Source organism: Synechococcus sp. CS-1326 (genome assembly GCF_025128115.1).
Taxonomy (GTDB): Bacteria; Cyanobacteriota; Cyanobacteriia; order PCC-6307; family Cyanobiaceae; genus Regnicoccus.
Genome location: NZ_JAHLYV010000033.1, coordinates 17,504 through 39,031 on the forward strand (window position 1 = coordinate 17,504; position 21,528 = coordinate 39,031).

At 67.0% G+C, this 21,528-nt stretch carries 27 protein-coding genes and 1 tRNA gene; 6 read left to right on the forward strand and 22 right to left on the reverse strand.

The features are described 5' to 3' along the window. Nucleotides 1-348: 348 nt before the first annotated feature. The 6 genes from KQ307_RS12985 to KQ307_RS13010 all read right to left on the reverse strand — a co-directional run bounded on the left by KQ307_RS12985 (nucleotide 349) and on the right by KQ307_RS13010 (nucleotide 3,912). Nucleotides 349-981 carry a flavin reductase family protein gene (locus KQ307_RS12985; RefSeq protein WP_259728220.1) on the reverse strand — a complete coding sequence of 211 codons (633 nt, stop codon included), beginning with the start codon at nucleotides 979-981 and terminating at the stop codon, nucleotides 349-351. Between the two features lie 90 nt (nucleotides 982-1,071). Further along, a complete protein-coding gene (locus KQ307_RS12990) occupies nucleotides 1,072-1,740 on the reverse strand; it encodes an alpha/beta family hydrolase (protein WP_259703296.1) in 669 nt (222 codons plus the stop codon). Further along, a complete protein-coding gene (locus tag KQ307_RS12995; RefSeq protein ID WP_259703295.1) occupies nucleotides 1,737-2,465 on the reverse strand; it encodes an HD domain-containing protein in 729 nt (242 codons plus the stop codon). The genes KQ307_RS12990 and KQ307_RS12995 overlap by 4 nt, the downstream gene beginning before the upstream one ends. Beyond that, nucleotides 2,462-2,806, reverse strand: coding sequence for a hypothetical protein (locus tag KQ307_RS13000; RefSeq protein ID WP_259703294.1), 345 nt, complete (start codon nucleotides 2,804-2,806; stop codon nucleotides 2,462-2,464). The genes KQ307_RS12995 and KQ307_RS13000 overlap by 4 nt, the downstream gene beginning before the upstream one ends. A 248-nt stretch (nucleotides 2,807-3,054) precedes the next feature. Then, nucleotides 3,055-3,612, reverse strand: a complete 558-nt coding sequence (locus tag KQ307_RS13005) for a thermonuclease family protein (RefSeq protein WP_259703293.1) — start codon at nucleotides 3,610-3,612, stop codon at nucleotides 3,055-3,057. Nucleotides 3,613-3,696: 84 nt separating this feature from the next. Continuing rightward, complete coding sequence (locus KQ307_RS13010) at nucleotides 3,697-3,912, reverse strand: Nif11-like leader peptide family natural product precursor (RefSeq protein WP_259703292.1); 216 nt, start codon at nucleotides 3,910-3,912, stop codon at nucleotides 3,697-3,699. 97 nt (nucleotides 3,913-4,009) lie between these two features. Between KQ307_RS13010 and KQ307_RS13015 the strand changes: the two genes are divergently transcribed. Both KQ307_RS13015 and KQ307_RS13020 read left to right on the forward strand, forming a co-directional pair. Then, nucleotides 4,010-4,255: a hypothetical protein gene (locus KQ307_RS13015; RefSeq protein ID WP_259703291.1), complete on the forward strand. Its 246-nt coding sequence runs from the start codon at nucleotides 4,010-4,012 to the stop codon at nucleotides 4,253-4,255. A 51-nt stretch (nucleotides 4,256-4,306) separates the two neighbouring features. Further along, the gene (locus KQ307_RS13020) at nucleotides 4,307-4,450 is read left to right on the forward strand and encodes a chlorophyll a/b-binding protein (RefSeq protein ID WP_259703290.1); all 144 of its coding nucleotides are present in this window, start codon (nucleotides 4,307-4,309) and stop codon (nucleotides 4,448-4,450) included. 73 nt (nucleotides 4,451-4,523) lie between these two features. Here KQ307_RS13020 and KQ307_RS13025 read toward each other — a convergent pair whose 3' ends face one another. After that, a complete protein-coding gene (locus KQ307_RS13025; RefSeq protein ID WP_259728221.1) occupies nucleotides 4,524-4,682 on the reverse strand; it encodes a hypothetical protein in 159 nt (52 codons plus the stop codon). A gap of 143 nt (nucleotides 4,683-4,825) precedes the next feature. Next, nucleotides 4,826-5,497 (reverse strand): class I SAM-dependent methyltransferase, encoded by a 672-nt coding sequence (locus KQ307_RS13030; protein WP_259703288.1) that lies wholly within the window; start codon nucleotides 5,495-5,497, stop codon nucleotides 4,826-4,828. A 343-nt stretch (nucleotides 5,498-5,840) separates the two neighbouring features. On the opposite strand from KQ307_RS13030, the gene KQ307_RS13035 reads away from it, so the two are divergent. From KQ307_RS13035 to KQ307_RS13045, 3 genes are all read left to right on the forward strand, one after another. After that, nucleotides 5,841-7,013 carry an FAD-binding domain-containing protein gene (locus KQ307_RS13035; protein WP_259703287.1) on the forward strand — a complete coding sequence of 391 codons (1,173 nt, stop codon included), beginning with the start codon at nucleotides 5,841-5,843 and terminating at the stop codon, nucleotides 7,011-7,013. A 32-nt stretch (nucleotides 7,014-7,045) separates the two neighbouring features. Next, nucleotides 7,046-8,578, forward strand: coding sequence for a cryptochrome/photolyase family protein (locus KQ307_RS13040; RefSeq protein WP_259703286.1), 1,533 nt, complete (start codon nucleotides 7,046-7,048; stop codon nucleotides 8,576-8,578). Between the two features lie 92 nt (nucleotides 8,579-8,670). After that, on the forward strand, nucleotides 8,671-9,348 hold the full coding sequence (locus tag KQ307_RS13045) for a peroxiredoxin-like family protein (RefSeq protein ID WP_259703325.1): 678 nt from the start codon (nucleotides 8,671-8,673) through the stop codon (nucleotides 9,346-9,348). Between the two features lie 36 nt (nucleotides 9,349-9,384). Here the strand turns inward: KQ307_RS13045 and KQ307_RS13050 are convergent, their stop codons facing one another. From KQ307_RS13050 to KQ307_RS13065, 4 genes are all read right to left on the reverse strand, one after another. Beyond that, a complete protein-coding gene (locus KQ307_RS13050; protein ID WP_259703285.1) occupies nucleotides 9,385-10,950 on the reverse strand; it encodes a cryptochrome/deoxyribodipyrimidine photo-lyase family protein in 1,566 nt (521 codons plus the stop codon). Continuing rightward, entirely contained in the window at nucleotides 10,944-11,339 is a 396-nt protein-coding gene (locus KQ307_RS13055) for a thiol-disulfide oxidoreductase DCC family protein (protein ID WP_259703284.1), read from the reverse strand. The genes KQ307_RS13050 and KQ307_RS13055 overlap by 7 nt, the downstream gene beginning before the upstream one ends. Nucleotides 11,340-11,417: 78 nt before the next feature. Further along, nucleotides 11,418-11,879 carry an NUDIX domain-containing protein gene (locus KQ307_RS13060; RefSeq protein WP_259703283.1) on the reverse strand — a complete coding sequence of 154 codons (462 nt, stop codon included), beginning with the start codon at nucleotides 11,877-11,879 and terminating at the stop codon, nucleotides 11,418-11,420. Beyond that, entirely contained in the window at nucleotides 11,880-12,134 is a 255-nt protein-coding gene (locus KQ307_RS13065) for a hypothetical protein (RefSeq protein WP_259703282.1), read from the reverse strand. A 12-nt stretch (nucleotides 12,135-12,146) separates the two neighbouring features. On the opposite strand from KQ307_RS13065, the gene KQ307_RS13070 reads away from it, so the two are divergent. Continuing rightward, on the forward strand, nucleotides 12,147-13,202 hold the full coding sequence (locus KQ307_RS13070; protein WP_259703281.1) for an SDR family NAD(P)-dependent oxidoreductase: 1,056 nt from the start codon (nucleotides 12,147-12,149) through the stop codon (nucleotides 13,200-13,202). On the opposite strand, the gene KQ307_RS13075 is transcribed toward KQ307_RS13070, so the two are convergent. From KQ307_RS13075 to KQ307_RS13120, 10 genes are all read right to left on the reverse strand, one after another. Then, complete coding sequence (locus KQ307_RS13075) at nucleotides 13,120-13,665, reverse strand: cytochrome b/b6 domain-containing protein (protein WP_259703280.1); 546 nt, start codon at nucleotides 13,663-13,665, stop codon at nucleotides 13,120-13,122. The two genes, KQ307_RS13070 and KQ307_RS13075, sit on opposite strands and share 83 nt — an antisense overlap. A gap of 7 nt (nucleotides 13,666-13,672) precedes the next feature. Then, on the reverse strand, nucleotides 13,673-16,039 hold the full coding sequence (locus KQ307_RS13080) for an HAD-IC family P-type ATPase (RefSeq protein WP_259703279.1): 2,367 nt from the start codon (nucleotides 16,037-16,039) through the stop codon (nucleotides 13,673-13,675). Between the two features lie 41 nt (nucleotides 16,040-16,080). Continuing rightward, nucleotides 16,081-16,154 (reverse strand) — tRNA-Met (locus KQ307_RS13085). Between the two features lie 97 nt (nucleotides 16,155-16,251). Continuing rightward, entirely contained in the window at nucleotides 16,252-16,914 is a 663-nt protein-coding gene (locus tag KQ307_RS13090) for an NAD(P)H-dependent oxidoreductase (protein WP_259703278.1), read from the reverse strand. Nucleotides 16,915-17,003: 89 nt separating this feature from the next. After that, on the reverse strand, nucleotides 17,004-18,056 hold the full coding sequence (locus KQ307_RS13095) for a M23 family metallopeptidase (protein ID WP_259703277.1): 1,053 nt from the start codon (nucleotides 18,054-18,056) through the stop codon (nucleotides 17,004-17,006). Between the two features lie 131 nt (nucleotides 18,057-18,187). After that, a complete protein-coding gene (locus KQ307_RS13100; RefSeq protein WP_259703276.1) occupies nucleotides 18,188-18,664 on the reverse strand; it encodes a tRNA (cytidine(34)-2'-O)-methyltransferase in 477 nt (158 codons plus the stop codon). Nucleotides 18,665-18,668: 4 nt separating this feature from the next. Beyond that, the gene (gene cobU, locus KQ307_RS13105; protein WP_399241940.1) at nucleotides 18,669-19,217 is read right to left on the reverse strand and encodes a bifunctional adenosylcobinamide kinase/adenosylcobinamide-phosphate guanylyltransferase; all 549 of its coding nucleotides are present in this window, start codon (nucleotides 19,215-19,217) and stop codon (nucleotides 18,669-18,671) included. After that, nucleotides 19,210-20,352 (reverse strand): proton extrusion protein PcxA, encoded by a 1,143-nt coding sequence (gene pxcA / locus KQ307_RS13110; RefSeq protein WP_259703274.1) that lies wholly within the window; start codon nucleotides 20,350-20,352, stop codon nucleotides 19,210-19,212. The genes cobU and pxcA overlap by 8 nt, the downstream gene beginning before the upstream one ends. A gap of 6 nt (nucleotides 20,353-20,358) precedes the next feature. After that, a complete protein-coding gene (gene psb32 / locus KQ307_RS13115) occupies nucleotides 20,359-21,039 on the reverse strand; it encodes a photosystem II repair protein Psb32 (protein WP_259703273.1) in 681 nt (226 codons plus the stop codon). A 40-nt stretch (nucleotides 21,040-21,079) separates the two neighbouring features. Next, nucleotides 21,080-21,487 carry a tellurite resistance TerB family protein gene (locus KQ307_RS13120; RefSeq protein WP_259703272.1) on the reverse strand — a complete coding sequence of 136 codons (408 nt, stop codon included), beginning with the start codon at nucleotides 21,485-21,487 and terminating at the stop codon, nucleotides 21,080-21,082. Nucleotides 21,488-21,528: the final 41 nt, after the last annotated feature.

Genomic DNA, 21,528 nt, shown 5'->3' on the forward strand with positions numbered 1-21,528 from the left:
GGTGCAGCCCCCCACCGGAGGAAGTCTTTCTCCGGCTGCATCGTGACTGCATCGACAACCGGGAGACTCCAGAGCATGGAAGACACCCCACCTGAGCATCAGTCAGGAGCGCGCTGACGATCCGGTCCCTGCTCCAACACTCTCGACGGATCACTGACTTCCCCGGCGTGTGACGCCGCTGTTTGATTTGCTGCGTCGCCGTCCACTGCACCGTTAACGGCCCAGCCTCAGGTGCCCAGGACCAAACGGGAGGTCCCACTTGTCAACTGGCCCCAGGTGCCAGCGTCAGCATCTCCGCCCCCACAACCAAACTGCTTCAGAGCCCGGTGGCCTCGTCACCGGGCTTTGTCATGCCTCCTCCAGTCTGGGGCGCACCAGTTCGAACACCTCTCCCAGGCGCGTGTAGTCGTTCGAGGCCAACTTGCCCACCGGGCGGAGTGCTTCCGCCGAAGCAGATGCAGTGCGGCCAAGGCAACGCTCCTGCACGTGCACCATCACCACCTGGCCCAGCGCCATGGTGAATGTGGTTCCTGGCACGGGGATCAGCTCAAGCAGCTCACATTCCAGGCAGGCGGCGGCATCCTCCACGCGCAGGGCCGCGATCCGGCTGCAGGGCACGGCCGCCAGGCCAGCGGCCACGAATTCATCGGTGCCAGGCGGATAGTCGGTGGCGGTGATGTTCATCGCTTCGGCGAGCCGCTCATCCACCACATGCACCGCAAAGCAGCGGGTCTGGCGGATGTTCAGCAGGGTGTCCTTCTCCCGATCACGCCGGGCACCGATCGACACCATCAACACCGCCGGCTGATCACTCACGGCATTGAAGAAACTGAACGGCGCCAGGTTGGCTTGCCCCTCGCTGCTGATCGTGCTCACCCAGGCAATCGGCCGAGGCACCACCAGGCTGGTGCAGAGCCGGTAGAGCGCCCCGCCATCCAGGCTGCCTGGATCAATGGAGCGAATCGGCTCGGGTGCGGGCATCGATCAGCCGAGATCAGTGGCCCTTCATGCTGCCGCCGCCGCCTCCAGCTGGGCCGCCCTGGCAAGGATCTCCTTCTGGGAAGCCAGGGCTCAGCCGCTGAACAGCTGCCTCAGGAACGAATCGCTCAAGGCCACCGCCGTGGCCCAGTTCTGCGCCTCGCTCAGGCCTGAGCTGCGGGTGGGCTTGAAGCTGTGGTCACCGCTTGGGATCCAGCGCAGCTGCACCTGCGGCGAGAGGCTGTAGGTCTCCACCTCCTCACGGCGGCCGAACGTGTCGCGTTCCCCCTGCAGGATCAAAGTGGGCGTACGCAGATCTCCCAGGTGCTCGGTGCGCAGCTGCAGCGGCTTGCCGGGCGGGTGGAAGGGATAGCCCAGGCAGAGACAGCCGCGTACCCCATCGCTGGCGGCCAGCTCATCGGCCAGCAGGCTGGCCACCCGGCCGCCCATCGACTTGCCGCCGATGAACAGCGGCCGGCCCGGCTGCTCCGCCTGCACGAGCCGCACCTGCTGGCGGAACACCTCCTGCAGCACCGGCATCCGATCGGGACCCTGACGGCGGCCCGTTTCCCGGATGCGCGCCATGTACGGAAACTCAAAGCGCACCACCCGCCAGCCCTGTTGCGCCAGGCCGCCGGCGATGGCCGCCATGAACGGGCTGTCCATCGCTGCTCCAGCGCCATGGGCCAGCAGCACGCTGGCCGGTGCGGCGTCGGGTCCGGCGATCAACCGTGGGTCGGAGGTTGGGGCCCCAGCTGTCATGCACCGATGCCGGTTGAGCCGTCGGCCAGCGATCCAGCCCGGGATGGCTCCGGCCGCTCCAGGTATCCCGCCGCCCACACCGCCGGGGCCAGGCCTGCGGGCACCAATCGCCCGTAGCCGTCACTGGCCAGGATCTCCTGCACGGCTTCTCCGAGCAGCTCGGTGGAGCGGCTGCCGGACAGCCGGTGGCTGAGGGTCTGGTGGATCCGCAGCAGGTACCAGGCGGTGCCCTCCAGGCCGGCATTGAAGCGCTCCCAGCTGCTGGGGTCGCGCCTGGCGTCGAGCACCATGTCGCGGGCGTTGTGGGCCTTGTCAGCGGCCGTGACCCGCAGGGAGCCCTCACTCTTGTGATCGAGAGAGGCCAGGTAGCGGGTCTTGCGCAGCCGCCAGGGTTCTTTGACCGCGCCGGTCAGTCCCTCGGCGGTGTCGGTGCAGTCGCGCACGATGTCGGCCACCTCCACCCCGAAGCGCTCGGCGATCGAGCCATGGGTCTGGTCAGCATCTTCAATCGCGTCGTGGAGCAGGGCGGCAATCGCCTGATCTTCACTGCCGCCGTCTTCCCAGACCAGGCCGCTCACGGCGATCAGGTGGGAGATGTAGGGCACCGGCTTGCCCTTGCGGCTCTGGCAGCGGTGCAGCTGGGCGGCCCAGAGCAGAGCCTCGTCGTAGCGCGGGCTGTGGGTTGGGGGTTTGGTGTTCATCGGCTTGATCTGCTGGGGGTTCATGGTTGGGCTCTGGCCTTCGCTTTCCGCGCATTGCGGGCCTGATAGGCCTCACAGAGCAGATCCATGGCGGCTGCCGGGAGGGGCTCCAGAATCTCGCCGCCAGCGAAGGCTTCAGCGTCGAAGTAGCGGCGGGCCCGTTCTTCGTGGATCCGGTCCCACCAGTCGCCGCCGATCAGGCGACCCCAGAGATCGGGGAAGGGTTGCCAGGCCCCGCGAACGACAGCCCAGATCGCTTCGGTGTCAGGGCCATCGCCCATCCGGGCCAGGGTGACCGGCCTGCCGTGGTTGCCGTCGTCATCGTCTTGCCAGGGATCTTCCTTGGCGTAGTACCTGAAATGCATGGGGTGCCTCCGGGGTTGGGAACACCCCCCGGGCAGCGCCTGGAGGTTCATTCTCTCCTGAATGGCCGATCCTTCCGTTCTTGATCAGGACGGCGGAAGCTGCGACCACAGGATCAGAGAAAACCAGACCACGAGACCTAAAATCGATCTCATGGCAACTGGAATGCTGCGCAAACCTCTGCCATCGATCGCCCACATCCAATGAGCTGTCAGGCCTGAACCCCTGTGGCCTCAGCCACCAAACCGTTTCAGAGCCTGGTGCCCTGCCCGGCGGCAGACGCAGAGCGCTGCGCCCTCCGGTTGCGGCGAAAGTCCCAGGGACGGGTGATGCCATCGAGCTGCTGCCACACCCCCTGGCGGCGGCGGGAAGCCCGCAACTCGGCATCCAGATACGCCCTGGCATCACAGCTGCCGAGATAGCGGCGGTAGGCGAAGGCCTTGCCGTCTTCCACCAGCGCCAGATTGAGATTCACGCCGCTGATCACCTCGGCCACGGTGCGGCCGAAGCGATCCACGGTGTGGGGCCGGAGCGTCACGGCGGAGCCCAGCCGCAGGCGGCTCTGCAGGTAGCTGCGGGCCTGGGCGCCATGGGGGGCCTGGGCCAGCTCGGGAGCGTCGATGCAGGCCAGGCGCACTGTGATCCGCTGCTGATCCTGCAGAACGCGGATGGTGTCGCCATCCCCGATCGACAGCACCGTGACGGACCGCGGCCTCTGGGGATTGGCCCAGCCAGCCGGCAGGCCGTTGACAAGGCCGGAGAGCACCACAAGAGCTGTGAGCAGGGGCCAGCGGATCACACGCTGCACCCGGAGCCATTCAGCCTCCATTCCTGCTCCTGACCATCCAGGCTGCGGCGACACCGGCGCAACGGCCGCTGAAGGCGAGATCGATCAGTTGTATTCACCTGGGATGTCGTTCTTGCGCACAGTCACCTTGTCGAACGTCTGGCCCGATGCCCGCAGCAGCTCATCGCCCGAAAATTCAAAACCGCTTTTCAGGGCGATCTGGGCCACGTCATCGGCGGTGGCAGCGGCCAGCACCTGGCGCTTCAGCTCAGCGTCGTTCTGCATCCTGCTGAGGAAGGCCTTCAGCTGCTCACGGGACATCGGCCACCGACCTTCAGGTGTTCCATCCTCCCAGGCGGCGACATGCCACGGGCGGCCAACCGATGAGACAGAATGTTTACGTTCCGTTACATGATCCATGACGGTCGGTCAGCTCTTTCTCAATTCCCTCTCCACAGGCGTGATCACACCCGACGAGCTCTCCTGGCTCGCCCACCAGCAAGACCGCTTCTCCAGGATCGAAGAAGCCACCGCCTTGCGGCTCGGCCGTCTGATCGACCAGGGCGCCATCCAGCTGGGCTGCCGGATCCCGGCTGCAAAGCTCCAGCACGACAGCGTGCGTGAGCACTGGATCGAGCCCCTGGGCCGAAACCGGCACCACTGAGCCGGGCCATCACGTTTACAATTGGTAACGTTCAGCAAAATCCTTCACACCATGGCTGATTCCTCCCCCCGCTTCGGCTTCGTTGCTTTCGCTGAAACCTGGAATGGCCGTCTGGCCATGCTGGGCTTCGTGATCGGCCTGGCTACCGAGCTGCTGACCGGTCAGAGCATCCTGTCCCAGATCGGCCTGGGCTGAATTCAATTCAGGCTGGTTGATTCCATGAAAAAGCCCGGTTGGTTAACTCCAACCGGGCTTTCAACACAGACAATCAGCTGGCCTGCTGAAAAAGCTGCTCAAGGCGCTCACGATTGAGATCGACGTACATCACCTCTTCGCCAGGCTGGGGAGCCTCGGGGTGACGAGCTCGGCGGTTGCCGGCTGGCTGGGCGGTGATCCTTGGAGCGGAGCGGCGCAGGTTCTGGCTCATCAGAGCGAAAGCGCCTCCGGCGATCACCGCGAAGCAGATCAAGTACAAGGCGGCGAACAGGTCTTCCAAGCGTGAGTCCGGTCTTTTGGCCACTCTAATGTGAAGAACTGTTAACTGTGGCTTCCCGGCCAGCGGGAGCATGCTCAATTTTCCGATCGGTCTCCTGCCAGTGGCTTCTCGGCGATCACGGCGAAGAACGGATCTCCCTTGCCGTTCAGCCAGCCCAGCGGGCCAGCCGCCCGGGTGGCTTCGGCAATCAGCTTCGGCTGGGGCCAGCCCTGGGCCATCAGCACCCTCGCCACAACGGCCAGGTGATCCCGATCGCTTCCCTCCATCCAGACCCTGGAAGCCTTCTGGGCGAACATCCGGTTCGAGAACGCCACGATCAGCTGGCCGCCCGGGCGCACCACCCGCAGCAGCTCAGCAGCCACCGCTTCGGGCTGCTGCAGGTACTGCCAGCCCGCCACGATCAAGGCCGCGTCGATGCTGCCGCCCTCAAGCTGCAGGCACTGATCGAGGTTGAGGTTCTGAACCCAGTGCCGGCTCAGGCGTGGGTTGGCTTCCAGCTCCCTGGCGTTGAGACCATGGCCGAGCACCGCTGCCGTGGCCAGGTCATCGGGCAGATGGCTCACCCAGCTGCTCATCAGATCCAGCACCACTGCGCCCGGGGGAATCTGCTCCCGATAGAGGGCCGTCAGCCTGGCGCGGAACTCCGCATCGAGATGGTGAACAAAACGAGGCTCGGCGTAGAAGAGAGCGTCATCGGATCGATCCTGCTTCCAGCGCTCCTGCTCGCTCAGCACCGACACGGTCATGGCTCAATCCACCCCAGCGAAACGGCACGCCATCGGCAACGGCGACCGATTCAGCCTGGCGGCCGTCAGTCGGCACCGCGACGTCCGGGGCTGATCACCCAGTTGATCTCCTTGGATCAGATCAGAAAGCTCATGGTCAGGCCGACCAGGGCAAGACCGGCCAGGCCGGTGGCAGCGAGCAGTGCGACAGATTGGGCCACGACGTGTTCAGGCAGGCCTGAAACCTAGAGCAATCCTTAAGGTCCGTACTCACTCCGGCTGGCCGTGCAGCAATCCGTCATCAAAACGGCAGTCGCGATCAGCGCAGCACTCCTGCCAGGCTGATCCACCCTGCGATGCAATCATGCCGCCGGTCGCCACCATCGCGGTGGCCCTGGATGGGCAGCTGCGCCTCGATGACCAGCCTGCCTTCCACGAGGCCGTGGCCCTGGCCCGCCGCGCTGCCGGGCGGCTGGTGGTGCTGGCCAACCGGCCGGAAAGCCAGCGGCTGCGGGGGCCCCATCAACGCCGGATTGCAGCGTCGGCGACCAACGCGCTGCAACAGCGCCTGGCGGCGGCGGCCATCCCGCTGCTGCAGGCGCCTGAGTTCAGCGCCGAGGCGGTGCTCCACTGCCGCGAGTCGAGGCTGTTCAGCGACTGGCCGATGGCGGCTGAGACGTTCCCTCGCGTGTATTCCGACTTTCGCCGTGGCCTGAGCCGGGCTCCCGAACCGCCGCTGCCCCCAGCCGATCTCAGCGGGCTCGGCGGCAACCGGCAGGATTGGCCCAAGACCTGGCTCAGCTCGCCGGCAGTGGTCTCGCCAGGGGTCCAGCGCGTCGATCCCCGCAGTGCCTTTCCCTTCCGCGGTGATGAAGCCAGCGCCCTGGCCCGGCTGCAGCACTACCTGTTCGGCTCCGATGGCCTCCGCAACTACAAAGCCACCCGCAATGGCCTGGTGGGCACGGAGTTCTCCTCAAAGCTCTCCCCCTTTCTGGCGATCGGCTCGCTCTCGGTGCGGCGAATCTGGCAGGAGCTGCTCCGCTATCAGGGCCTCCATGGCGCCGATGAGGGTTCCGAGTGGCTGAAGCAGGAACTGCTCTGGCGCGAGTTCTTCCTCTGGTCGGAGCAGCGCCATGGCGCCGCCTTCCACGCCCCCGGCGGTATTCAGAACCGGCCGCCGCCGTGGGACGCAGACCGGGAGCGCTTCGCCCGCTGGACCCGGGCTGAGTCCGGCCACCCCCTGATCGATGCCCAGCTGCGCGAACTGCTGGCCACCGGCTACCTCTCCAATCGGGGGCGCCAGTGGGTGGCCTCCCATTTCATCAATGAGCTTCAACTGCCCTGGACCTGGGGCGCGCGCTTCTTCGAGTGGGCCCTGATCGATGCCCACCCGGCCGTGAACACCGGCAACTGGGCCTATCTGGCCGGCGTCGGCTCCGATCCGCGCAGTTTCGGCGGCCCGCCACGCCGATTCGATCTCGAGCGCCAGCTGCGCCGCTACGACCCCGAGGAAACCCACCGCCAACTCTGGAGCTGACGCCAGGACCTCCCCCCTCAACCCCCCATCCTGTGACCCTCACCCTGATCCTTGGCGACCAGCTGCACAGCCAGTGGTTCACCGCCTCGCCACTGGAACTGGCCGCCGGCAGCCAGGTGCTGATGATCGAAGACCTGGCGGTGGCGTCCGCTTACCGCTACCACCAGCTGCGCCTGCTGCACACCTTCGTGGCGATGCGCAGCTTCCGCGATGCCCTGATTGAGCAGGGCATTCCGGTTCATTATTTCGAGCTGCCGGCCTCGGCGGAGGTGTCGTTCTGGGAGCGGCTGGAGCTTGAGTTGGCCGGAGCCAAGCAGCTGCGGGTGGCAGAGATCGCCGACCGGAGCTTCGCGGCGCGGTTGGAGCGGTTCTGCCAGGAGCAGGCGCTGGAGCTCACGGTGCTGCCGTCGCCCGCCTTCCTCGAATCGGGGGCCGAGAGCCGGGCCTGGTTCCAAGGCCGCCGCCGCCCCTTCATGAAAACCTTCTACGAACGTCAGCGTCGGCGCCTGGGGCTGCTGCTCGAAGCCGACGGCTCGCCGACCGGCGGCCAGTGGAGCTTCGACGCTGACAACCGGCGGAAGCTGCCGAAGGGATACAGGGAGCCGCCGCTGCCGGCGGTGGCGGCCAGCCCCCATGAACCGGTGGTGCGGCAGCTGATTGCCAGCCACTTCGCCGACCACCCCGGCGAGCTGGGGCCGCTCTGGATTCCCTTCGATCACGCCGGAGCCCAGGCCTGGCTGCAGCAGTTTCTGATCGAGCGATTTGAGGATTTCGGCCCCTACGAAGACGCGCTGAGTGCCCACCACGACACCCTGAATCACTCCCTGCTCTCTCCCCTGCTCAACATCGGTCTGCTCACGCCCGCTGGCGTGATCGAAGCGACCCTCGCCCACGTGCAGAGCCGGCAGAACAGCGACCAACCAGTGCCGATCGCCTCACTGGAGGGCTTCCTGCGCCAGGTGATCGGCTGGCGCGAGTTCGTGCGCGGCATCGACCTGGTGCACGGCCAACGCCAGGCGAGCAGCAACTTCTGGAACCATCGCCGCCGCCTGGCCCCCTGCTGGAGCGAGGGAAACACCGGCCTGCCGCCGCTGGATGCCGCGATCGAGCGGCTGAATCGCCTCGGCTACAACCACCACATCGAGCGACTGATGGTGATCAGCAACCTGATGCTGCTCTCTGAGATCCATCCCGGCGAGGTGCACCGCTGGTTCATGGAGCGCTACCTCGATTCCTGCGAGTGGGTGATGGGCCCCAATGTGTATGGCATGGGTCTGATGAGCGATGGCGGCCTCTTCGCCACCAAGCCCTACATCAGCGGCTCCAACTACATCCTCAAGATGAGTGATTTCAAGAAGGGGCCCTGGTGCGAGATCTGGGACGGTCTCTACTGGCGCTTCATCGAGCGGAACCAGGCGTTCTTCCGCGGGAACCCCCGCCTCTCAATGATGGTGCGCCTGCTGGAGCGGATGGATCCCCAGCGGCGCGAGGAGTTGAACGCCGCCGCCGAGGCGTTTCTGGAGCGGGCGACGATGGTGCCAGCCATGAGCGAGCCTTCTCTGTGACCGAGCCCTTGCCTGTGACCAATCCCGTCGACAGTGAGTCCCGGCTGGCCGCACCCGCCGCGCTGCTGGAGCGGCTGGCGGAGCTGGAGGGGATGGGGATGGGCCGCCGCCGGCTGGTGCTGCTGTTCCCCCAACTGGGCGATTTCGACAGCATTGAATACGCCCAGGCCCTGGTGGCGGCCTGGCCGCAGCTGGAGGCCGCCGGCATCGCTGTACTGGCAATCGGCATCGGTGATGAGGCGGGCCGTCAGCGCTTCTGCGCCTTCACCGGCTTTCCGAGCGAGCGGCTGCAGGTGGACGCTGAACCCCAGCTGCATCGGGCCCTGGGGCTCTACGAAGGCCTGCGGCAGATCGGCGGCCCCTGGCCGAACCTGCTGATGATGTGCGCCGGGATCGGCTCCCCCGGCACCCTGGCCGAGGTGCTGCGGGGCTACACGGGCGATCGCAGCGCGCCCCAGCGCATCGCCGACGACGAGACCATCGAGGCGGGCCCCCTGCCGCCGATTCAGGGTTCCTTCTTTGCCAAGGCGGGCGGGACTGGATTCCAGCGCCCCTTCGAGCTGGCCACGGTGCGGCTGCGCAACATGAGCGAAGTGCTGGGCCACTGGCGTACCTACGTGCCCCGCGACGACTTCCTCACCCAGCGGGGCGGCACCTTCCTGCTCGAGGCCGACGACACGCTTCTGTACTGCTACCGCGACCGCGGCATTCTCGGCTTCTCGGAAACCATGGCCAGGCCGCTCAGCTTCCTGGATCCCTTCCTGGGTTGATCCCGCCGAAGCGACGGCCGCCTCAGCTGCCCATGGTCAGGCCGAATCAGGGTCGAGCTGCAGGCTGAGCTGCAGCTGTTGATCACCGGCGGCATTCGCCGCCACTGGCCGCTGCCGCCGCCGCCGCCTGCCGCCACTCGCCGCGAGGCCGGAGCGGCGGGAGCCGTGCCTGCTCTGGATCGCATCGGCAATCTCCTTGAAGCCCTGCTCCTGACGCCGCGCCCAGATCTTCTCCTTGGCCTGGCGGGCGGCGGCGGCGGGCTCCACGATCGGCAGTGGGTAGTGCACGCCGAGCACGCAGCCGACCCGCTGCTGGGTGACCATCGCCATCGTCCACGGCTCATGAAGGTACACCGCCGGCACGTTGCGCAGTTCCGGCAGCCAGCGGCGGATGAAATCGCCGTTGGGATCGTGCTCGAGGCCCTGCTTGATCGGGTTGTAGATCCGGATCGTGTTGATGCCCGTTGTGCCCGACTGCATCTGGCACTGGCTCCAGTGGATGCCCGGTTCGTAATCGACGAACAGGCGGGCCAGATGCAGCCCGCTCTGGCGCCACGGCAACCACAGCTGGTAGCTGGCCACCGACATCAGCATCGCCCGCATGCGGAAATTGATCCAGCCGCTGGCGATCAGGGCCCGCATGCAGGCATCCACGAACGGCAGCCCGGTACGCCCCTCGGCCCAGGCCGCCAGGCGCTCGGGGTCGCTGCTGCGCAGGCCGGCGGTGAGCGGATGGAGCTCGCGAAACTCCAGATCCGGCTGGCATTCGAGCTTCTGGATGAAATGGCAGTGCCAGTGCAGCCGCGCCTCGAAGCCCAGCGGCGCCTTGCGGAGGCGGCGGCTGCGCTGCACCACTTCCCGCATCGACAGCGTGCCCCAGCTGAGGTGGGGCGACAGGCGCGAGCAGCTCTCGAAGGCCGTGAGCGGGCTTGAGAGCTCACGGTGGTAGCGAGAGCCGCGCTCGCTCAGAAAACTTTCCAGAACGGCCAGTCCCTGCTGCCGCCCCCCGAGCTGACGCCCCGGGCAGGGGTCAGGTGCCAGACCCAGCTCGGCGGCGTAGGGAATGGGACCGGGATCAAGCCCCTCCAGGGACGGCAGACCCGGCGGCGGCGGCGCCAGCGGCTCGGCCATGCGCTCCTCCCAGCGGCGCGCCCAGCCGTTGCGGCTGCGCAAGCGGCGGATCACACCGAAGGAGGGCACCTGAGTCCAGGGGATGCCATGGCTCAGGGCCCACTGGGCCACCTGCCGGTCGCGGTCGTAGGTCCAGCCGTTACCGGTTTCCTGATGGCTCCAGAGCCCGGCAATTGCGAACTGGCGGCGGGCTCGCTCCAACACGTCCAGCGCCGGGCCGATCCGCACCACCAGCGGCTGACCCAGCTCCGCCAGGGCCTGCCTGAGCTCCTGGAGGCTCTCGGCGCAGAAGGCCCACTGGCGCGCTGAGGCATCGCTCTGCTGCCACAGCTCGGGTTCCACCACCAGCAGCGGCAGCACCAGACCAAGGCGGCTGGCCTGGAGCAGCGGCTGGTGATCGGCCACCCGCAGATCCCGTTTGAACCAGACGATCTGCACCGGCTGCTGCACGGGGTTGATGCGCTTCAGCACCCCCGCAGATCGCAGAGCGTGTTCAGGTCGCCCCGGCCGGTCAGCCGCAGCCGCCAACGGGCCCAGAGCCCATAGAGCGCATCCACCAGCGGCCCGATCAACGGCCAGGCGGTGGGCGCGTAGAGCCAGCCCCAGCCCACCACCCGCCAGGCCTCACGGAAGACGGCCACATCCTTGATCACCCGGCCATCAGCGCCGATGGCGCGGATGCGGCCCATGGCCTCCCGGTAGCTGATCCCTGCATGGGCCACCGGGTCGTAATCGGCCGCATCGATATCGACGAAGCGGATCAGGCCGCGCCCCTGATCACGGGCCCGCAGGCTCTCCACCTCGCGCCGGCAGAGGGGGCAGGCCCCATCGAAAAGGAGGGTGAGGGCAGGTTCAGCCATGGATCAACCGAGAGGGATGGCACAGAACAGTGCGGATTCCCATGCTGGAGACAACGCTATCGAGACCGCGCGGCCGGATCAGGCCGTTGGCTGGATGCCTTCGGCCAGCAGAGCCTCGACGGCCCGCTGCAGAGAGGGGGCCAGGGGCCTGGGCTCCTGCAACCTGGGGCTCCAGATCCGACCGGATCGCAGCTGAGCAAGGCTCACCAGGGCCATGTCCTGGCCTTCCAGCAGCCGCAGCGCCTCCAGGGGGACCGGCAGGCTCGACCTGAAGAAATGGGCGCTGCGCTGGGGATTGATGTCGGTGAACCAGAAGTGAAGAGCACCCGCCTGCCAGCTGATCTCTTCCTGAAGCTCACGCCTGAGGGCCTGCTCGGCCGTTTCGCCTGGATCCAGATGCCCCCCGAACAGTCCCCAGCAGCCCGGTGCCACGATCCCGGCCACGTCGTCACGGAGCTGAACCAGCCAGGATCCCTGCCGCTCCAGCATGGCCAGGGCCACCTGCAGCGGCGGCGGAGCTTCCGATGAGGAGGAGGTCATTCAGGAAACAGCGGCATCACGGGGACCCGGCAAGGGCTGGGGCGCGGGCTGGAGCAACGGTTGAAGGCTGCTGAGCCCCAGCATCACGAAGGCCAGCGCACCCACCAGAGCCAGCCAGCGCAGGGCCAGGGGGCGGCCACGATCGACCGGCCAGTCGTCCCCATCGTCGTCGTCGCCAAAGCGCTGCTCCGGATGGGGAAGCCTGGGTCGTTGGAGCATCGGCTCGGCGCGGATCGCTCCAGTCTGGATCTGCATAGGGTGAACGGCATGACGCCCAGCTCCACTCCGGTCCACACCAGCAGGCACATCCTGCTCACCGGCGCCAGCTCCGGCATCGGCCATCAGGCTGCCCTGCAGCTGCGCCGCGCCGGCCACCAGCTCACCTTGCCGTGCCGGGATCCGGCCACGGCTGAGGCCACGCTGGCGCGTCTCGAACAAGCCGAGCCGGTGGGGCCATCCGCGCGCGCGCCGGTCTGTGACCTGGCCGATCTGGCCAGCATCGAGCGCTGCGCCGCCGAACTGCTCGGGCGCGGTGAACCGATCGACAGCCTCGTGCTCAACGCCGGGCTCCAGTACAGCGGCGGCACCGAGCCGAGGCGATCAGCCCAGGGCCATGAACTCACCATTGCGGTGAACCACCTCGCCCACCAGGCCCTGGCCCAGCGGCTGCTTCCCCTGCTCAATGGCAGCCAGGCCCCTCGGCTGGTGGTCACCGCCTCGGAGGTGCATGACCCCGCCGCAGCCGGTGGCCGGGTCGGCCAGCCAGCTGGCCTGGGCGATCTGGCCGGCCTCAGGGCTGGCTCGGGCTTCGAGATGGTGGCTGGCGGCCTGCCGTTTGATGCCGACAAGGCCTACAAGGACAGCAAGCTCTGCAACCTGCTGTTCGCTCGCGAGCTGGAGCGGCGCCTGCAGGTGCGCGGCACACCGATGCCGGTGCTCGCCTGGAGCCCGGGCCTGGTGATCCCGCCAGGGAGCGGCGGCTTTTTCCGCTACAGCCGCCGCCACAATGAATGGGGCCAGCGCCTGTTTGCCCTGGTGGCCCGTGACCTGCTGCGCATCACCGCAACGGTTGAGCTCGCCGGAGGCCTGCTGGCGGAGCTCGCCAGCGCTGATCTCCACGGCAGCCCAGGCTTCAGCTACCGCAGCAACCGGGTGGTGGGTCTGGGCCGCCTGCGCTTCGAGCTGAGCGAACCAAGCGCTGAAGCTCTCGATGACAGCCTGGCCGAGGCGCTCTGGGCGATCAGCGCCGAGCTGGTGGGTCAGAGCGCCGAACTGCCTTCGCCAGCTGGCGGGGCCAGTCAGCGGGTCGATCACCGGCCTTGAGCCTCAGGCTGGCCATCGAGCCGGCCAGCGGCCAACCACCGCGGGCCAGCACCCCGGCCAGATGGGCCAGAACCGCCATCGCCATCACGCCCCAGGCGAACAGATGGAGGCTGTAGACGAGCTGGCTCAGGTTTCCCTGCCGCAACCAGTCCTCCTGCATCAGCTTGCCGGTGCCGATCGCCAGGGCCAGGGCGGTCAGCGCCAGCGCATTGCTGGCCCTGGCGAGCTGCCGCCGCCCCAGGGTGAAGGCATAGGCAGCGAACAGCACGGCCAGCGGCAGCAACGCCACCCCCACCGTGCCGTGGATATCGATCCACTCACCGGGCAGGCGGATCGGCATCCGTCCCCAGCGCCCGTCGTACTGGCTGTAGACGAACAGCCCGCTCAGCCAGGCCAGCACCACACCGGCGGCGGTGGTTCCATGCAGCAGCCTCAGCAGGGAGGGTTGGTAGGGACGGGCCATGGCGGGTTCAGGGCGAAGACTCAGCGGCTGGATGGGGGGCCAGCTGCCAGGCCAGCAGCAAAGCGATCACCGTGATGGCCAACAGTATGAGGATCTGGGCCGGCAGCAGGGGCGCCAGGCTCAGCAGCTGCTGAAGGCCCGGCAGGGCGAGCACGATCAGCCACAGGCCGATGCCGATGCCTGGACCGACGGCGGTGATCGGTTCCCTGGGATCACCGTTGAGCCACACCAGACCCCCACCGGCGAGCAGCAGCAGCGAGAACACCAGGCTGCGGCGTGATTCGGCGTCGGTGTCTGGCCAGAAGGCCAGCACCAGGGCGGCCACTACCAGCACCGCTCCCTGGCTGAGGGCCTGGCGCCAGATCGTTGGACCGAACAGAGGCGCCTCCGGCGGGCGGGGCGGTTGCCGCATCAGGCCAGGAGCGGGCGGCAGCGCCTCGAACACCACCGTGCAGGCCGGATCGATCACCAGGTGCAGCAGGGCGATGTGCACCGGCAGCAGGATCAGCGGCTGGCCACTGAGCAGCGGCACCAGGCCCAGGGCTGCGATCGGCAGGTGAATGGCGAGGGTGTAGCCGAGGGCCCGGTGCAGGTTGGCGTCGACGCGGCGGCCCAGCTCCAGGGCCCCAACCAGATCGCTGAAGGTGTCGCCCAGCAGCACCAGATCGGCGGATTCACGCGCCACGGCGGTGCCGCGTTTGCCCATCGCCACACCGATGTCGGCGGCCTTGAGGGCCGGGGCGTCATTGACGCCATCACCGGTCATTGCCACCACCTCACCGGCGGCCTGCAGGGCACGCACCAGCTGCAGCTTCTGCTGGGGCATCACCCGGGCGAACACCGACACCTCGCGGATGGAGACAGCCAGCGCCTGCGGTGAAAGGGCTTCCAGTTCCTGACCACTCAGCACCGGACCTGGCGGCAGGCCAGCCTGATCGGCGATCGAGCGGGCCGTCACAGGGCTGTCTCCCGTGATCATCACCACGCGAACGCCGGCACTCCGCGCCGTGGCGATCGCCGCCGGCACATCCGGGCGCAGCGGGTCCGCCAGAGCCAGGAAACCCACCGGCTCGAACAGGTAGCCATGGGCATCATCCGGCAGTGCACCGCTGCTTGCGAACGGCTGCCCGTCGTGAACGGGCGCGCCATCGAGCCCACCTGCCACCGCCAGAACCCGCAACCCCCTGGCGGCGAGTGCATCGGCAGCGGCCAGCAGTGCGGAGCTCTGCCCACCATCGAGGTGGCAGAGATCGGCGATCGCCTCGGGTGCCCCCTTGGCCGCCAGCTGCAGGCCGCCCTCGCCGTCCCGCCAGAGGCGGGAGAACACCAGCAGATCACTCTGCAGCGGGTATTCGCGCTCCAGGGGCCAGTCGGGGTGGAGGTGTTCGGTGCCACCGAGATGGTCGGCAGCCAGGCGCTGGATCGCCAGTTCCATCGCATCCACCGGATCACCGCGGCTGGAGAGCACCGCCAGTTCCACCAGAGCGTGAAAGGGTTCCTCCAGGGTCTCCCCAGCACACCAGCCCTCCAGCGCTGGCCAAGTAAGAAGTTGCTGCACCCCCATCCGGTTCTCGGTGAGGGTGCCGGTCTTGTCGACGGCGAGCACCGTGGCACTGCCGAGGCTCTCCACCGCCGCGGGCCAGCGGGCCAGCACCCCGATCCGGGCCAGGCGCAGGGCGCCCAGGGCCAGGAACAGGGCCAGCACCACGGGAATTTCGTTGGGCAGCACCGCCAGGGCCAGGGCCAGGGCGGCGAGCAGGGCCTGGGGCCAGTTGCCGCCCAGTCCCCCCTGGATCAGGGCCAGGGCCGCGCAGAGCCCCAGGGCCAGAACCGTGAGGCGCCCGGTGAGGCGACGGGTCTGGCGCTGCAGGCGGGTGGGCGGCGGTTGCACCGTGGCCAGGCTGCTGCCGAGCCGGCCCAGTTCGGTGGCATCGGCCACGGCCGTCACCTCCGCCCAGCCGCGGCCGCCCGCCACCAGCGAACCCGCCAGAATCCGCTCCCCGGGCCTGGAGCGGGCGACCGGCAGGGATTCACCCGTCAGCAGGGACTCATCCAGCCACAACCCCACCGCCTCGGTGAGCTCGGCATCGGCCGCCACCCGATCGCCTTCCTCAACGCGGAGCAGATCACCCAGACGCACCTGCTCGACCGGCAGCTCGAGCGTCTGGCCGGCCCGCAGCACCCGGGCGCGCGGCGCCGAAAGCCTTGCCAGTTCAGCCAGGGCGCGGTTGCTGCGTTGCTGCTGGACCGCATCTAGCAGGCTGATGCCCAGCACGAACAGCAGCAGGATGCCGGCGTCGGCCCATTCCCCGATCAGGCCATAGATCAGGGCGCAGGCCAGCAGCAGAAGGTTGCTGGGCTCCAGCCAGCTCATCGGGAGCCAGGCTCCCTGGCCATCCCCCCAGCATCGATCAATGGCTCGGGGGAGACTTGAACTCCCGACCTTGGGGTTATGAATCCCACGCTCTAACCAGCTGAGCTACCGAGCCTCCAGCGATCAAACCTAGACGATGGGCAGCGGATGGACACACCCGAAAACCCACTGGACCAGAGCCAGCAGTGAAGGGAAGGCGAGGCGGGGCGGATTCAGATGTGCTCGATCAGCTCGGCGGCAGGGAAGCGCACCTTGGCCAGGCTGGCGTACTTGTCTTCCGGGGCCCGGTAGCCGGCCGCACAGACCACCGCCGTTCGATAGCCCGATGTATCCAGGCCGAGCAGCCTGTCGTAATCGGGCGGAGAAAAGCCTTCGATCGGGCAGGTGTCCACCTCCAGCAGGGCGGCGGCGGTCATGAAGTTGCCCAGGGCGATGTACACCTGATTGGTGGACCACTGGTCGATCATGGCGCTGCGCGGACCATCCACCAGATCCTTCTGGATAAGATCGCGATAGAAGCCGAGCTGCTCCAACGGCAGGCCACGGGCCGCGCTGGTGGCCTGAATCAATCGGTCCAGATCTGAAGCGATGATCGAGCGCCGGGCCAGGAACACCACCAGATGGGAGGCATCGGTGATCTGGCTCTGGTTCCAGGAAAACGGTCGCAGCTCGGAGCGCAGAGCCGGATCATCGATCACCAGAAACTTCCAGGGCTGCAGGCCGTAGGAGGATGGCGTGAGCACCAGGGCGGCTTCGAGGGCGCTCCAGGTGTCGGCTGCAATCAGGCGGCCGGGATCGAACACCTTGGTGGCATAGCGCCACTGCAGGGCAGTGAGTAGGGAGGAGGGATCCGTGGCCAGAGGAGCTGTCTGCACTGAAGTTGACCTGGCTGCAGAAAAGTTGTCAGTCCTGAGCTGAATTTTAAGCCGTGGCCAGCCAGCCGGAATGAATCAATGCCAACCGTTCAGGCCCGGCCAGGCAGAAAGGTGAGTGGGTTGACGGCACCACGGCCGGGAGGATGAATCTCGAAATGGAGGTGGGGACCGGTGCTGCGTCCGGTGCTGCCCATTTCGGCAATCGTCACCCCCTGCGCCACCACCTGTCCCACCTGCACCAGCAGGCGGCTGTTGTGGGCGTAAAGCGACTTGCTGCCGTCTTCATGCTGAATCTCGACCATGAACCCGTAACCACCGTCGTGCCAGCCGGCAAAGCTCACCTGGCCGGAGCGGGCCGCCACGATCGGAGTTCCGACATTGCTGGCGATGTCGATGCCCTTGTGCATCCGCCCCCAGCGCCAGCCATAGCCTGAGCTGAACACCCCACGGCTCGGCCAGATCCAGGTGGAATTGGCAGGACGGGGTGACTCATCGGCAGGACGCCCGAAATTCGGCAGTTCAGGCCAGCTCAGGCCACCGCTGCCGACAGGATTGAGACCCAGGATCATCCGACTGCGGACCGGCGCGGCATTGGCCACCCGGATCTGGGTGCCGGCCACCAGGCCTGCTGCCTGCAGCCCGGGATTGAGCCGTAACAGATCCTGAAGACTCATGCCATAGCGCTGGGCAAGCTTGCGAAGATTGTCGCCAAGGCGCACAACGCCCATGGCTTCCAGCGGAGGTGGTGTTGAGAGGGGTGCCCGGCGGCGAAGTTCGGAAGCATCGATGGAAGCCAGTTGCCTGGCCTGCTCGCCTCTGTTGGCAGGCAGCATCACCCAGTCCCCGGCTCGGAGGCGGTGGTCCGCTTCAAGGGCGTTGAGCTGGGCCAGTCCGGAGGGGGGCAAGCGGAGCTGGGAGGCCAGTTCATCAAGCCTGATCCCGAAGCGGACCTTCGCCCAGAGCCGTGCCGTGCTGGGCTCCGGCAGCGCTGCCACCTGATGAGATTCAGCCGAGATGGCCTCCGGCAGGGTGTCCCAACCGGATGAGCGGGAGTCAGCACTGCCGGGAATGGCTCCAACGGCCACCAGCGAAAGCACCGGGACGGCCCCCGCCAGGGGCCAGAGGAGTTTGTAAGGCTTCATGCAAATCCCCAGAGGAACAAAGCCCGGTGGAGAAGCCAGCATCCCCGGACCGCGCCGAGAGTAGCGGTATGAACCTCCAGGCACAAGTCTCACCCGTTCCTCATGGGGCCTGAATAGAGCGAGGGAAAGGATCAGATCCCTCTCTCCAACTGCCTGATCGCTTCAAACAGAACGATCGCCGCAGCCACCGAAAGGTTGAGGCTGCGGACGCCACCACCCAGCTGCACCGAACCTGGCATCGGAATCGTCAGCTGCGCATCGGCCAGCTGCAGCGCCTCGGCAGGCAGCCCGTCTGTTTCGCGGCCCAGCAGCAGCCAGTCGTCGTCGGCGAATCTGAAGTGGGTGTAGGGAGCATCCGCCTGGCTGCTCAGGGCCACCAGCCGTCCGCCGCGCTCGGAGCGCTCCCTGGCAAAGGCCTGGAGATTGCTGTGCAGGTGCAGCTGCACCCAGGGCCAGTAATCGAGGCCGGCCCGCTTGAGCTGGCGATCCTCAAGGCTGAACCCCAGTGGAGCGATCAGGTGCAACTCGGTGCAGGTGGCAGCGCAGGTGCGGGCCACGTTTCCGGTGTTGGGGGGGATCTGGGGCTGGAAGAGAACAAGCCGAGGCATGGAACTAGCCGCAGGGCACCTGCTGGCTGAGCGCCAGCAGGTTGATCGCACGGCCATGCACCACCAGCCAACTGGCCTGACAACGCTGATGCAGCTGCTGCTGAAGCTCGCCAAGCCGGTCACGGAACAATCCCCCGATCGCCGTGGCCGGTACGACACCCCAGCCCACCTCCTCACAGACGATCAGCTGGTCTGAGCGGCACCGGAGCAGCGCCTCGAGCAGTTCCGCCTGGCAATCACTCCAGTCACCGGCGTCCAGCGCCAGGTGATGGGCCAACCAGGTGCCGAGCGAATCGATCAGCAGCAGCTGGCCGGGCTCCGCCTGATCAAGGGCCTGGCTGAGCGCTCCGGCCACTTCCCAGGTGGGCCAGCTCGCGGGGCGGCGCTGCCGGTGCAGGCTGAGGCGCTGCTGCCAGCCCTGATCCCCTTCCCGGAGTGGGCCGGTGGCGAGATAGATCACCGGCAGGCTGCTGCTGGCGGCGAGGTGCTCGGCCCAGCGGCTCTTGCCACCGCGACCGGGGCCCGTCACCAGGGTGAGGCCAGGTTCAGCCACCGCCATTCATGTTGCGCAGCGTGGCCACCGAGGATGGAGAGACGCGGTTGAGATAGCGGAAGATCCAATACTTGAAGATGGTGGCAAGAATCACCGGGAATGTGGCGATGAACAACAGAACAAAGTTTTCTCGCTGCGGGAGTCCGAGGTGGTTTGATATTCCATCGAGCAACACAGTCCAACCTTCAGGGCTGTGAAACCCAACAAAGATATCGGTGAACAGGATGATGGCGAACGCCTTGGCACTGTCGCTCAAACCATAGATCTGCTCGTCGAGGAAACCCCTCAGAACCCGGATGTCATCTCGGCCCAACACGCAGATCAAGGCGAAGCCAAGCAGGGCAAAGCCATCGGAGAGCACGTTCTTGATGGCCCGGGTGCTCTGACCATCCGCCTCCTCTTTGAGTTGCTCAGCCCTGGCGGCCAGGGCCAGATGCAGCGCTTCGGGGGTGGGCAGCTGATCGCCCTTGAGCAGGGCGTCGAACTCGATTTCGGCCCGGTAGATCCGCAGCCGCTCCACCGCCTCCTCCTCGAGCTGGGGCTTGGTGTAGCTGAGGAAGGGCACATCTGGTGCCAGCCGGTTGACCAGGGGGGAGATCAAAAAGGTGCGGCTGGCCTGCTGGATCAGCAACGGCACCAGAATCAGCAGCAGCAGTATCCGCAGGGACACCAGGGTGGTGTCGCGGCGGCGGCGGAAGCCGGCCACCACCGAGGCCTCAGCCTCCGGGTCGAGCTGACGGCGAACCCTTTCAACCACGCCGATCAGGCTGCGGGGCAGCAGTTCTGGGGAGCGGCTCAGGGCCGGCAGGGGGGAACGGTTGCTATAGCGGGCCTCCACCGATTCGATCAACTGCAGCTGGCGCCGCTCCTGGCTGTCGAGCTCATGCTCCCGTCCTTCAAGGTCGTCGATGAACTGGCTGCAGATCTGCAGAGCGGTGCGGAAGCGCCGCAACATCTGGGCCTGGACCGAGCGCGGCAGGCTGAGATTCACCTCCGGCCGCACGGGGCGATCGTTGTAATACTCCAGCTCCAGGCCCTGGATCAGCAGTGCCGCCTCATAGGCCCGCTCCAGATCAAGGCTCAGATCAGTGGATCGCGCCTTACCGAACGTTCCAATCCAATCACGCAGGGTCATCGGCGGTCAGCGGGAAAACACCCACCAGGTGAGCATCGGCACAATCGTCCCCACCACCAGGAGGATCACCACCCAGGTGAAGCCACTTCCCGCAGCGGTTTCGGCCTGGGTCGGGATGCTGGTGACAACCACGGGCTGCTCCAGCTCCAGAGGCGGGCCTGGATCATCGGCGCCGCTGAGCACCTGCTCCAGGCGATTCAGGGCATCGATCGAAGCCTGGCGGTAGCGCGAGCCCATCCGCAGGGGGATGTCCATGGTGGTGTCAGCCGTGCTGCGCAGCAGGCTGGCGGGGAGTTGCTCCAGCAGGTCGGGCGATGCCTTCACCGCTGCGGTGTTGGTCTGGCCATCGATCAGCAGCAGCAGGGAAGGCTCTCCCGTCGTGGAGATGCTGTTCCAGCGCTGGATCAGATCAGCGCCGAGGCTGTCGAGCTCCAGGCCGTAGTCGAGTCGTCCGACCGTGACCAGCCTGGCCTGCACATGGCTCGCCTCAAACGCGGCCAACCGCTTTTCCAGCTCGGCAGCCGTGGCGCGGCTGAACAGGCTGGCCGCATCGGTGACGTGGTTCAGGGGGGCCTGGGCTGGAAAATCCCTGGCGGAGGCCGCTAGAGCAGGCTGGAGTGGCAGGAGCTGGATCATCAGCGCCGCGAGGATGCCCAGCAAACGGGAGAACGGTGGGAACGGACGCACGGTTCGCTGCCTACAGAACAGAACTGTATTCAGTTTGCCCTCAGCCAGCCAGGCTGTCGCGGTGCAGGATTTCAATCACCTCGAGAATCTGGCTGGCCCGTCCATCCGGTAGAGCCAGCTGGTTGGAAAGGCGATCCAGAAAGGCCTGCTCAGCCGGCTCCACCAGCCGGTCGCTGTGCACGAGCTGGGCGGCCACCGCCAGGGCCGTTTCGCGCTGATCAGCGTCGAGGGCCGGGATGGCCTCGGCCACCAGCTGGTCCAGTCCCTGATTGCGGAGGATCAGCAGCAGGTCGTCGAACATGGCGCCGATGATCTGATCAGAAAGCCCGGCAAATGGGGTGCGGTGATCAAGCTGGCCCCGCAGCGCCTTGGCCTCCTCCCGGCCCATTGCTCCATCGGAGGCCACCGCAGCCAGTGCGATGGCGGCAAACGCCTTGCTGGCATTCATTCGGGCGCTCCCTCGGCGGGCATGCAATCGAGTCAACCTCT

Coding starts and splice junctions, on each gene's coding strand:
- KQ307_RS12985 (WP_259728220.1), bottom strand. CDS start 981: ATGCCCGCACCCGAGCCGATTCGCTCCATTGATCCAGGCAGCCTGGAT.
- KQ307_RS12990 (WP_259703296.1), bottom strand. CDS start 1,740: ATGACAGCTGGGGCCCCAACCTCCGACCCACGGTTGATCGCCGGACCC.
- KQ307_RS12995 (WP_259703295.1), bottom strand. CDS start 2,465: ATGAACCCCCAGCAGATCAAGCCGATGAACACCAAACCCCCAACCCAC.
- KQ307_RS13000 (WP_259703294.1), bottom strand. CDS start 2,806: ATGCATTTCAGGTACTACGCCAAGGAAGATCCCTGGCAAGACGATGAC.
- KQ307_RS13010 (WP_259703292.1), bottom strand. CDS start 3,912: ATGTCCCGTGAGCAGCTGAAGGCCTTCCTCAGCAGGATGCAGAACGAC.
- KQ307_RS13015 (WP_259703291.1), top strand. CDS start 4,010: ATGACGGTCGGTCAGCTCTTTCTCAATTCCCTCTCCACAGGCGTGATC.
- KQ307_RS13020 (WP_259703290.1), top strand. CDS start 4,307: ATGGCTGATTCCTCCCCCCGCTTCGGCTTCGTTGCTTTCGCTGAAACC.
- KQ307_RS13025 (WP_259728221.1), bottom strand. CDS start 4,682: ATGAGCCAGAACCTGCGCCGCTCCGCTCCAAGGATCACCGCCCAGCCA.
- KQ307_RS13030 (WP_259703288.1), bottom strand. CDS start 5,497: ATGACCGTGTCGGTGCTGAGCGAGCAGGAGCGCTGGAAGCAGGATCGA.
- KQ307_RS13035 (WP_259703287.1), top strand. CDS start 5,841: ATGCCGCCGGTCGCCACCATCGCGGTGGCCCTGGATGGGCAGCTGCGC.
- KQ307_RS13045 (WP_259703325.1), top strand. CDS start 8,671: ATGGGGATGGGCCGCCGCCGGCTGGTGCTGCTGTTCCCCCAACTGGGC.
- KQ307_RS13055 (WP_259703284.1), bottom strand. CDS start 11,339: ATGGCTGAACCTGCCCTCACCCTCCTTTTCGATGGGGCCTGCCCCCTC.
- KQ307_RS13060 (WP_259703283.1), bottom strand. CDS start 11,879: ATGACCTCCTCCTCATCGGAAGCTCCGCCGCCGCTGCAGGTGGCCCTG.
- KQ307_RS13065 (WP_259703282.1), bottom strand. CDS start 12,134: ATGCAGATCCAGACTGGAGCGATCCGCGCCGAGCCGATGCTCCAACGA.
- KQ307_RS13070 (WP_259703281.1), top strand. CDS start 12,147: ATGACGCCCAGCTCCACTCCGGTCCACACCAGCAGGCACATCCTGCTC.
- KQ307_RS13075 (WP_259703280.1), bottom strand. CDS start 13,665: ATGGCCCGTCCCTACCAACCCTCCCTGCTGAGGCTGCTGCATGGAACC.
- KQ307_RS13080 (WP_259703279.1), bottom strand. CDS start 16,039: ATGAGCTGGCTGGAGCCCAGCAACCTTCTGCTGCTGGCCTGCGCCCTG.
- KQ307_RS13095 (WP_259703277.1), bottom strand. CDS start 18,056: ATGAAGCCTTACAAACTCCTCTGGCCCCTGGCGGGGGCCGTCCCGGTG.
- KQ307_RS13100 (WP_259703276.1), bottom strand. CDS start 18,664: ATGCCTCGGCTTGTTCTCTTCCAGCCCCAGATCCCCCCCAACACCGGA.
- pxcA (WP_259703274.1), bottom strand. CDS start 20,352: ATGACCCTGCGTGATTGGATTGGAACGTTCGGTAAGGCGCGATCCACT.
- KQ307_RS13120 (WP_259703272.1), bottom strand. CDS start 21,487: ATGAATGCCAGCAAGGCGTTTGCCGCCATCGCACTGGCTGCGGTGGCC.